The sequence below is a fragment of the Roseovarius halophilus (ex Wu et al. 2025) genome, from assembly GCF_047086965.1.
Genome location: NZ_JBKOTX010000324.1, coordinates 1 through 4,131, shown reverse-complemented (window position 1 = coordinate 4,131; position 4,131 = coordinate 1). Strand labels below are relative to the sequence as shown.

Sequence of the window (4,131 nt, the reverse complement as noted above, 5' to 3'; positions counted from 1 at the left end):
GTCCACCCCCGGCACCAGCACTAGCGGCACCGCCTCCGCGACGGGCAGCAGCGGCGGCGGGGTCGCCGCCTGCCAGGCCCGGATCGAGCGGCCGGTGGCCTGCTGAACCTCCCAGGCGCGCTGGACCCGGGCGCGATTCATCAGGTCGAGTCCGGCGCGGGTCTCGGCGTCCAGGGTCGCGATCAGGGTCTCCAGCGGCAGGGCGTCGGCCTGCCGGCGCACCGCGGACGGGGTCGGGGGTATCTCGGCCAGCCCCTCGGTCAGTGCCATGAAATACAGACCCGTTCCGCCGACGATGATCGGGCGCGTCGGCCCCGTTAGAAAGGGGGCAACGTCGCGCAGCCAGTCGCCCGCGGAATAGGCCGCGTCATGGGGCAGGTGGCCATACAGGGCATGTGGCGCGGCGGCGCGTTCCTCGGCGTCGGGCTGGGCCGAGAGCAGCGGCCAGCCCCGGTAGACCTGCAGCGCATCGGCATTGACGATCACCCCGCCCTGGGCCTGCGCGATGCGCAGCGCAAGCGCCGATTTGCCGCTGGCCGTGGGACCATGGATCAGCACCGGACGCGCCGGGTCGATGGTCGAGAGGTCAAGCATCACTTTCCACCGGGCCTGCCATTGCACAGGCCAGGGTTTTCCGACATTTTGGCGCCGACGAAAAGCAATTGCAGGGGACCCCGATGTCAGACACCCGGAAAACGGCGTTCAAGAGGGTCCTTCTGAAGATCTCGGGCGAGGCCCTGATGGGCGATCAGTCCTACGGGCTGCATCCGCCCACGGTCGAGCGGATCGCCCGCGAAGTGCAGTCGGTTCACGAGATGGGCGTCGAGATCTGCATGGTGATCGGCGGCGGCAATGTCTTCCGGGGCCTGCAGGGCAGTGCCCAGGGGATGGAACGCACCACAGCGGATTACATGGGGATGCTGGCCACCGTGATGAACGCCCTGGCAATGCAGTCCGCGCTCGAGGGGCTGGGGGTCTACACCCGGGTGATCTCGGCGATCCGCATGGACGAGGTGGCCGAGCCCTATATCCGCCGCCGCGCCGTGCGCCACCTGGAAAAGAAGCGCGTCTGCATCTTCGCGGCCGGCACCGGCAATCCCTATTTCACCACAGATACCGCCGCGACCCTGCGCGCCAACGAGATGAACTGCGAAGCCATCTTCAAGGGCACCAAGGTGGACGGCGTCTATGACAAGGACCCGGTGAAACACGCCGATGCCGAACGCTACGAGCACGTTTCCTACGACGAGGTGCTGCAAAAGCACCTGGGCGTCATGGATGCCAGCGCCATCGCCCTGGCGCGCGATAACAACCTGCCGATCATCGTCTTCTCGCTGGACGAACCCGGCGGTTTTCGCGGCATCCTTGCGGGCGAGGGCAAGTGCACGAAGGTGGGGGGGTAGGCGCCTTTGCGAAAAGGCGCGCGGGCGGTCGGCCGCCCGCCGCCGCCTGCGTCCACGCAGGCGGCCCCGCTGCGCAAGTGATTTCGCCGCCCCTGTGACTATACAAGGCCCCGCCGTTGCCTGTATAGCGGGGCGAAACTCAAGACCGAGAGCAGCCTCATGTCCGACGACTTCATTCTCGATACCGACGACCTCACCCGCCGCATGGAAGGGGCCATCGCCAACCTGCGCACCGAGTTCGCCTCGCTGCGCACTGGCCGGGCCTCGGCCTCGATGCTGGAGCCGGTCCAGGTCGAGGCCTATGGCCAGATGACACCGATCAACCAGGTGGGCACCGTCAATGTGCCCGAGCCGCGCATGGTCACCATCAACGTCTGGGACAAGTCCATGGTGGGCAAGGTCGAGAAGGCCATCCGCCAGAGCGGGCTGGGCATCAATCCGCAGCTCAACGGCACGATCATCATGCTGCCCATCCCCGAGTTGAACGAGGAACGGCGCCGCGAGCTGGGCAAGGTCGCAGGCACCTATGCCGAGAACGCCCGCGTCTCAATCCGCAACGTGCGCCGCGAGGGCATGGACCGTATCAAGAAGGCCAAGGCCGCCGGGTTGTCCGAGGATGACCAGAAGTTCTGGGAACAGGAAGTGCAAGAGATGACGGACAGTTTCATCAAGCAGGTGGACGATGCGCTGGAGCACAAACAGTCGGAGATCATGCAGGTTTGACGCCCGCACCGGCCAAAGGCCGGCGATCGCTCCGGCGGAGCGATCGGGGCGTCAAACGGCGGAGCCCCGGATGCGCCCGCACCGACCGGGCGTGTTCGTCCGGGTGCAAGGCTTCGAGCGCCAGACACGCGGCGGTTCGAGCGACACCGCTGGTGACGACATGACGCGTGACTGCGGGCGGCGCCGCCCGCGCGGAACAGTGGCTGTGAAGTGAACGGAGGCCCCGTATGGGTAGGCAGATCGAGACCGAGGGACCGCGCCACGTGGCCATTATCATGGACGGCAACGGCCGCTGGGCGCAGATGCGGGGGCGGCCGCGGCTCTTCGGTCACCAGGCGGGCGCGCGGCGGGTCCGCGAGATCGTCGAGGCCTGCCCTGATAATAATGTCAAGTATCTGACAATATTTGCCTTTTCCACCGAAAACTGGAAGCGTACCCAGGCCGAGGTCGCCGGGTTGATGAAACTTTTCCGCGGCTTCATCGAACGCGAAGCCCAGGATCTGCTGCGCAATGGTGTCCGCGTGCGCTTCATTGGCGACCGGGTGCGGCTGGACGACAAGCTGGTCGCGCTCATGGACGAGCTGGAGCTTCTGACCGCCGACAACGACAATGTCCACCTGACCGTGGCCATCAACTACGGCGGCCGTGACGAGGTGGCCCGTGCCACTAGCCGCCTGGCCCAGGACGTGGCCGCCGGGCGCCTGTCACCGCGCGATGTGGGTGACGAGACCCTGCCGCGCTACCTTGATACCTGTTTCCTGCCCGATCCCGACCTGGTGATCCGCACCAGCGGCGAGGCGCGGATCTCAAATTTCCTGCTCTGGCAGTCGGCGTATTCGGAGTACGAGTTCATCGACACGCTCTGGCCCGATTTCAACGCGGCCGAGTTCGCGCGCGTTCTGGCCGGTTACAAGACCCGTGACCGGCGCTTCGGGGCGGTCAAGGCCTGACCCCGGTGAAGGTGCCGCCGCCAGAGATGCCCGGCAAATGGGGAGACCTCTCGACCCGCCTGTGGTCCGGTGTCGCCATGGGGGGTGCCGGCGTGGCAGCGATCCTGCTGGGCGGGGTCTGGTTCCAGATGCTGGTGATCTTCGTGACCGCTGTCATGGTCTGGGAATGCTGGATCATGATCCGCGGCACCTCGCCCGTCTCGGGGATGCTGCTGGCCGCCGGGGTGGCTTCGGTCATGGCCGGTAAGGTCTTCGGCGACCCCGAGACAAGGGCATTCCTGCCGCTTTTCCTTATGGCGCCGCTTGTTGGCATTCTGGTCCTGCGGCGCGAGCGGTTGAGCTTCGCCATTTTCGCCCTGGCCATCCAGGTGGCGGGCTGGGGGCTGGTGCATTTCCGGCTGGACTACGGGTTCACCTGGCTGATCTGGCTGGTCAGCCTGGTGGTCGTGACCGATATCGCCGGATATTTCGCGGGCAAGGCCCTGGGCGGGCCGAAATTCTGGCCCGCGGTCAGCCCCAAGAAGACCTGGGCCGGCACCGTCGCGGGCTGGATCGCCGCGGCCGGGGTCGGGGCGGTTTTCGCCGCGCTCACGCCCGTGGGGCCGGGGATCGTCGCGCTGTCGGTGCTGCTGAGCCTGGCCGGGCAGATGGGCGACATCGCCGAAAGCGCCTTCAAGCGCCGCCAGGGCGTCAAGGACAGCTCGGCGCTGATCCCCGGCCACGGCGGGCTGTTCGATCGTTTTGATGCGCTGCTGGGGGCGGCGCTGGCGCTGCTGCTGGTCGCGGGGCTGCTGGGCCTGCCGGGAGGGGTGTCATGAGGCGGATCAGCATCCTTGGCGCGACCGGCTCGATCGGGCAATCCACGCTGGATCTGGTGCGCCGCGCGCCCGCGGCCTACCGGGTCGTGGCCCTGACCGGAGGGCGCAACATCGCGCGGCTTGCGGCGGATGCGACGGAATTCGCCCGACCGAGGCGGGCGAGGACCTGTTGCGCGTCGCGCAGGCCACGGACGACCAGTTCAGCCAGCTTTCGGGGCGCATCCGGGGGCGCGGCAA

General features: G+C 67.4%; 5 protein-coding genes and 1 pseudogene. 5 read left to right on the top strand and 1 reads right to left on the bottom strand.

Annotated features, from left to right (window positions below; all coding sequences use genetic code 11):
- A partial coding sequence (locus tag ACH107_RS30625; protein WP_412509464.1) for a tRNA (adenosine(37)-N6)-dimethylallyltransferase occupies positions 1–594 on the bottom strand: 594 nt, incomplete at its 3' end.
- A gap of 83 nt (positions 595–677) precedes the next feature.
- On the opposite strand from ACH107_RS30625, the gene pyrH reads away from it, so the two are divergent.
- The 5 genes and pseudogenes from pyrH to ACH107_RS30600 form a co-directional block, all read left to right on the top strand.
- A complete protein-coding gene (pyrH, locus tag ACH107_RS30620) occupies positions 678–1,403 on the top strand; it encodes a UMP kinase (protein ID WP_310691064.1) in 726 nt (241 codons plus the stop codon).
- 159 nt (positions 1,404–1,562) lie between these two features.
- Positions 1,563–2,126, top strand: coding sequence for a ribosome recycling factor (frr, locus tag ACH107_RS30615; protein WP_310691063.1), 564 nt, complete (start codon positions 1,563–1,565; stop codon positions 2,124–2,126).
- A 227-nt stretch (positions 2,127–2,353) separates the two neighbouring features.
- Positions 2,354–3,076, top strand: a complete 723-nt coding sequence (gene uppS, locus ACH107_RS30610; RefSeq protein WP_310691062.1) for a polyprenyl diphosphate synthase — start codon at positions 2,354–2,356, stop codon at positions 3,074–3,076.
- Between the two features lie 26 nt (positions 3,077–3,102).
- Positions 3,103–3,894 carry a phosphatidate cytidylyltransferase gene (locus ACH107_RS30605; RefSeq protein WP_310691061.1) on the top strand — a complete coding sequence of 264 codons (792 nt, stop codon included), beginning with the start codon at positions 3,103–3,105 and terminating at the stop codon, positions 3,892–3,894.
- A pseudogene (locus tag ACH107_RS30600) lies at positions 3,891–4,131 on the top strand (1-deoxy-D-xylulose-5-phosphate reductoisomerase); the annotation flags it as partial. The gene ACH107_RS30605 and the pseudogene ACH107_RS30600, both read left to right, overlap by 4 nt.

Excerpts from the sequence above, each read along its gene's own strand:
- pyrH (WP_310691064.1), top strand. The coding sequence starts at position 678 with ATGTCAGACACCCGGAAAACGGCGTTCAAGAGGGTCCTTCTGAAGATC.
- frr (WP_310691063.1), top strand. The coding sequence starts at position 1,563 with ATGTCCGACGACTTCATTCTCGATACCGACGACCTCACCCGCCGCATG.
- uppS (WP_310691062.1), top strand. The coding sequence starts at position 2,354 with ATGGGTAGGCAGATCGAGACCGAGGGACCGCGCCACGTGGCCATTATC.
- ACH107_RS30605 (WP_310691061.1), top strand. The coding sequence starts at position 3,103 with ATGCCCGGCAAATGGGGAGACCTCTCGACCCGCCTGTGGTCCGGTGTC.